Source organism: Moorena sp. SIO4E2 (assembly GCF_010671945.1).
Taxonomy (GTDB): Bacteria; Cyanobacteriota; Cyanobacteriia; order Cyanobacteriales; family Coleofasciculaceae; genus Moorena; species Moorena producens.
The window spans coordinates 1-1,116 of the sequence record NZ_JAAHIE010001378.1 but is presented as its reverse complement, the minus strand read 5'-3'; the positions used below and the strand labels follow the sequence as shown (position 1 = coordinate 1,116).

General features: G+C 47.0%; 2 protein-coding genes. Both read left to right on the top strand.

Going from position 1 to position 1,116, the window contains the following annotated elements; translation table 11 throughout:
- Positions 1–426: porphobilinogen synthase (gene hemB / locus F6K37_RS43810; RefSeq protein ID WP_502887848.1), on the top strand; the 426-nt coding region annotated here is incomplete at its 5' end.
- Positions 427–793: 367 nt separating this feature from the next.
- On the top strand, positions 794–1,116 hold a 323-nt coding region (locus F6K37_RS43805), incomplete at its 3' end, for a J domain-containing protein (protein WP_287257399.1).

Here is a 1,116-nt window from a genome sequence, read left to right as displayed (position 1 = left end):
GGCTACACTGATGTCGGAATTCTGGCCTATTCCGCTAAATACGCCTCCGCTTATTATGGTCCATTCCGGGATGCCCTAGATTCAGCTCCTAAATTTGGTGACAAAAAGACTTACCAAATGGATCCCGCTAACGCCCTTGAAGCCCTAAAAGAAATTGACTTGGATATTTCAGAAGGGGCAGATATGGTCATGGTTAAGCCAGCGTTAGCCTATATGGATGTTATCCACCGGGTTAGACAGCATACTAATTTACCCGTTGCTGCATACAACGTTAGTGGTGAGTACGCCATGATTAAAGCAGCCGGTCAGAATGGTTGGATTGATGAGAAAAAAGTCATGATGGAAACCCTGACTAGCATGAAGCGGGCTGGTGCTGACTTAATTTTGACCTATTTTGCCAAAGAAGTAGCTACAATCCTGCAGTAAGGCATTGAACCGTAGTTAGCGGTAAGCGGTCAGTTATCAGCGGTCAGTTATCAGCGGTCAGCGGTCAGCGGTCAGCCGTTGGCCTTTGGTTGATAGCTGATAGCTGTTCGCACCTCAAGCAGCGTGGCCATTCGCGTAGCGTGGCCAACGGCCAAGGCCAAGCGTGCGCGTAGCGCATTAGCTGATGGCTGATAGCTTGTAACTGAATGCTGATAGCTGAATGCTGATAGCTGAATGCTGATAGCTGACCGCTGATAGCTGAATGCTTACCTAGGCTGTAGTCTTTAGACTATAGGGAACAACACAAGCAAGCCTATAGTTGATAGTCTAGAGTCGAGAAAGGAAAAGTCGCTAGGTTACACATAATATGGTGGTGAAGCAAAATGAGCTAGAGCAATGCTATAGAGTTCTTGAACTGGAGCCTGGAGCATCACCGGAAGAAGTGAACCAGGCTTACAAGGATTTGGCATTTATTTGGCATCCCGATCGTGTTCCTGAGGATAATCCTCGCCTCAAGCAAAAAGCTGAAGAAAAACTTAAGTTACTCAATCAGGCACGAGAAAAATTGCGATCGCATCAGACCTTACCCACTGCTTCACAAAAGCAAGCTAGGGGCAGAACACAGTATCGGAATTATCGTAATCCAAATCCAAGACCAAAACCACCACCATCACCCCAGCCAAACCCACC